The organism is Pseudomonas sp. NPDC087804 (assembly GCF_044742965.1).
Classification (GTDB): domain Bacteria; phylum Pseudomonadota; class Gammaproteobacteria; order Pseudomonadales; family Pseudomonadaceae; genus Aquipseudomonas; species Aquipseudomonas rustica.
This window is the reverse complement of sequence record NZ_JBIUVN010000002.1, coordinates 371,257-374,790: the sequence shown is the minus strand read 5'-3', so window position 1 is coordinate 374,790 and position 3,534 is coordinate 371,257. Positions and strand designations below refer to the sequence as shown.

The following is a 3,534-nucleotide window of genomic DNA, read 5'->3' as shown; positions in this document are numbered from 1 at the left end:
GGTCCGTTCGGCATCTTGCCGCAACTGTCCTTCCTCTGGTTCGCACTGAAGACCGCGTTCTTCATCATGCTGTTCATCCTGCTGCGCGCGTCTATCCCGCGTCCGCGTTATGACCAGGTGATGGATTTCAGCTGGAAATTCTGCTTGCCACTGACCCTGATCAATTTGCTGGTGACCGCTGCGGTCGTGTTGTGGAACACGCCTGCAGTCGCGGTTCAGTGAGGATTTGACCCATGTTCAAATATATTGGCGACATCGTTAAGGGTACTGGTACCCAGTTGCGCAGCCTGGTCATGGTCTTCGGCCATGGCTTTCGCAAGCGCGACACCCTGCAATACCCGGAAGAAGCGGTCTACCTGCCACCACGCTACCGTGGTCGTATCGTCCTGACCCGTGACCCCGATGGCGAAGAGCGTTGCGTTGCCTGCAACCTGTGCGCCGTGGCTTGCCCGGTGGGTTGCATCTCGCTGCAGAAAGCTGAAACCGAAGACGGTCGCTGGTACCCGGACTTCTTCCGTATCAAAATCTAGCGCTGCATTTTAAGAGGTCTCTGCGAGGAAGCCTGTCCGACCACCGCAATCCAGCTGACACCGGATTTCGAGATGGCCGAGTTCAAACGTCAGGATCTGGTGTACGAGAAAGAAGATCTTCTGATCTCCGGCCCCGGCAAAAACCCTGATTACAACTTCTATCGTGTTGCAGGTATGGCAATCGCTGGCAAGCCGAAAGGCTCCGCACAGAACGAAGCCGAACCGATCAACGTGAAGAGCTTGCTGCCTTAAGGAAGAACGATGGAATTCGCTTTCTATTTCGCATCGGGTATCGCTGTTGTGGCCACGCTACGTGTGGTCACCAACACCAACCCTGTGCACGCCCTGCTCTACCTGATCATCTCGTTGATCGCTGTGGCCATGACCTTCTTCGCACTCGGCGCACCGTTCGCCGGCGTGCTGGAAGTGATCGCCTACGCCGGCGCCATCATGGTGCTGTTCGTGTTCGTGGTGATGATGCTCAACCTCGGCCCCGCCGCGGTTCAGCAAGAACGCGCCTGGCTCAAGCCCGGTATCTGGGCAGGGCCGGTGATTCTCGCCGGGCTGCTGCTGGCCGAACTGCTGTATGTGCTGTTCGCTCACCAGAGCGGTCAGGCCATCGGCCACACCACCGTAGACGCGAAAGCCGTGGGCATCAGCCTGTTCGGCCCGTACCTGCTGGTGGTCGAACTCGCCTCGATGCTGCTGCTCGCTGCAGCCGTCACGGCGTTCCATTTGGGCCGTAACGTGGCGAAGGAGTAAGTCATGCCTGCTATCCCTCTCGAACATGGACTGGCCGTTGCCGGCATCCTGTTCTGCCTTGGTCTGGTCGGCCTGATGGTCCGCCGCAACATTTTGTTCGTGTTGATGAGTCTGGAAGTGATGATGAACGCCTCTGCACTGGCGTTCATTGTCGCGGGCGCCCGTTGGGGCCAGCCGGATGGACAGATCATGTTCATCCTGGTGATCAGCCTTGCAGCTGCCGAGGCCAGTATTGGTCTGGCGATCCTGCTGCAACTGTATCGCCGCTTCCATACGCTCGATATCGACGCTGCCAGTGAGATGCGCGGATGAACCTGATCTTTCTGACTTTCGTATTCCCTCTGATCGGTTTCCTGCTGCTGTCGTTCTCCCGTGGACGCTGGTCGGAAAACCTCTCGGCGCTGATCGGCGTGGGTTCCATTGGCTTGTCGGCGATTGTCGCCGCTTACGTCATCTGGCAATTCAACGTCGCACCACCCGAAGGCGGTCACTACACCCTGGTGCTGTGGAAGTGGATGGCGGTCGAAGGCTTCAAGCCTGACTTCGCCCTCTACGTCGACGGCCTGTCGATCACCATGCTTGGCGTGGTGGTGGGCGTCGGTTTCCTGATCCACCTGTTCGCGTCCTGGTACATGCGCGGCGAAGCGGGTTACTCGCGCTTCTTCTCGTACACCAACCTGTTTATCGCCAGCATGCTGTTCCTGGTACTCGGCGATAACCTGTTGTTCCTGTACTTCGGCTGGGAAGGCGTGGGCCTGTGCTCGTACCTGTTGATCGGTTTCTACTACAGCAACCGCAACAACGGTAACGCCGCGCTCAAGGCCTTCATCGTGACCCGTATCGGCGACGTGTTCATGGCCATCGGCCTGTTCATCCTGTTCCAGCAAGTGGGCACGCTGAACATCCAGGAACTGCTGGTGCTGGCACCGCAGAAATTCCAGGTCGGCGACTTCTGGATCACCCTGGCAACGCTGATGCTGCTGGGTGGCGCGGTCGGTAAATCGGCGCAACTGCCGCTGCAAACATGGCTCGCGGACGCGATGGCCGGCCCGACCCCGGTTTCGGCACTGATCCACGCCGCGACCATGGTAACTGCCGGTGTTTACCTGATCGCCCGTACCCACGGCCTGTTCACCCTGGCGCCGGAAATCCTCCACCTGGTGGGCATCGTTGGTGGTGTGACCCTGGTACTGGCCGGTTTCGCCGCGCTGGTACAAACCGACATCAAACGTATCCTCGCCTACTCGACCATGAGCCAGATCGGCTACATGTTCCTGGCGCTGGGCGTTGGCGCATGGGATGGCGCGATTTTCCACCTGATGACCCACGCCTTCTTCAAGGCCCTGCTGTTCCTTGCTTCCGGTGCGGTGATCGTTGCCTGCCACCACGAGCAGAACATCTTCAAGATGGGCGGTCTGTGGAAAAAACTGCCACTGGCCTACGCCAGCTTCATCGTCGGCGGCGCGGCACTGGCTGCCTTGCCACTGGTCACCGCAGGCTTCTACTCCAAGGACGAAATCCTTTGGGAAGCGTTCGCCAGCGGCAACCACGGTCTGCTTTACGCAGGTCTGGTCGGCGCGTTCATGACGTCGCTGTACACCTTCCGCCTGATCTTCATTACGTTCCACGGTGAAGCCAAGACTGAAGCCCACGCCGGTCACGGCATCGCTCACTGGCTGCCGCTGTCGGTGCTGATCGTATTGTCCACCGCCATCGGCGCGATGATCGTTCCGCCACTGCACGGCGTACTGCCAGAAAGCGTTGGCCATGCCGGTGGCGAAGCCAAGCACAGTCTGGAAATCGCGTCGGGCGCCATCGCCCTGGCCGGTATCCTGCTGGCAGCGCTGCTGTTCCTCGGCAAGCGTCGCTTCGTCACGGCGATCGCCAACAGCGGCATCGGCCGTTTCCTTTCGGCCTGGTGGTTCGCTGCCTGGGGCTTCGATTGGATCTACGACAAACTGTTCGTCAAGCCTTACCTGGCGATCAGCCACGTACTGCGCAAAGACCCGCTCGACCAGACCATCGGTCTGATCCCGCGTATGGCCAAGGGTGGTCACACTGCCCTCAGCCGCACCGAGACCGGTCAACTGCGTTGGTACGCTGCTTCGATGGCTGCTGGTGCCGTGCTGGTCATTGGCGCCATCGTGCTGGTAGCGGTCTGATATGAACCTTGCGAATTTGCGAAAGGAAACGAGCCCGTCATGATTCTGCCTTGGCTAATCCTGATCCCCTTCATCGGCGG

At 59.5% G+C, this 3,534-nt stretch carries 4 protein-coding genes and 1 pseudogene; all 5 read left to right on the top strand.

The window, feature by feature from the left end; all coding sequences use genetic code 11:
- On the top strand, positions 1-222 hold a 222-nt coding region (locus tag ACIOMO_RS08710), incomplete at its 5' end, for an NADH-quinone oxidoreductase subunit H (RefSeq protein ID WP_401239972.1).
- A gap of 11 nt (positions 223-233) precedes the next feature.
- Positions 234-782, top strand: a pseudogene (nuoI, locus tag ACIOMO_RS08705) (NADH-quinone oxidoreductase subunit NuoI).
- A gap of 9 nt (positions 783-791) precedes the next feature.
- The gene (gene nuoJ, locus ACIOMO_RS08700) at positions 792-1,292 is read left to right on the top strand and encodes an NADH-quinone oxidoreductase subunit J (protein ID WP_401239969.1); all 501 of its coding nucleotides are present in this window, start codon (positions 792-794) and stop codon (positions 1,290-1,292) included.
- A gap of 3 nt (positions 1,293-1,295) precedes the next feature.
- Entirely contained in the window at positions 1,296-1,604 is a 309-nt protein-coding gene (gene nuoK, locus ACIOMO_RS08695; protein WP_003223790.1) for an NADH-quinone oxidoreductase subunit NuoK, read from the top strand.
- Entirely contained in the window at positions 1,601-3,454 is a 1,854-nt protein-coding gene (nuoL, locus tag ACIOMO_RS08690) for an NADH-quinone oxidoreductase subunit L (protein ID WP_038362640.1), read from the top strand. Before nuoK ends, nuoL begins: the two co-directional genes overlap by 4 nt.
- Positions 3,455-3,534: the final 80 nt, after the last annotated feature.

Excerpts from the sequence above, each read along its gene's own strand:
- nuoJ (WP_401239969.1), top strand. The coding sequence starts at position 792 with ATGGAATTCGCTTTCTATTTCGCATCGGGTATCGCTGTTGTGGCCACG.
- nuoK (WP_003223790.1), top strand. The coding sequence starts at position 1,296 with ATGCCTGCTATCCCTCTCGAACATGGACTGGCCGTTGCCGGCATCCTG.
- nuoL (WP_038362640.1), top strand. The coding sequence starts at position 1,601 with ATGAACCTGATCTTTCTGACTTTCGTATTCCCTCTGATCGGTTTCCTG.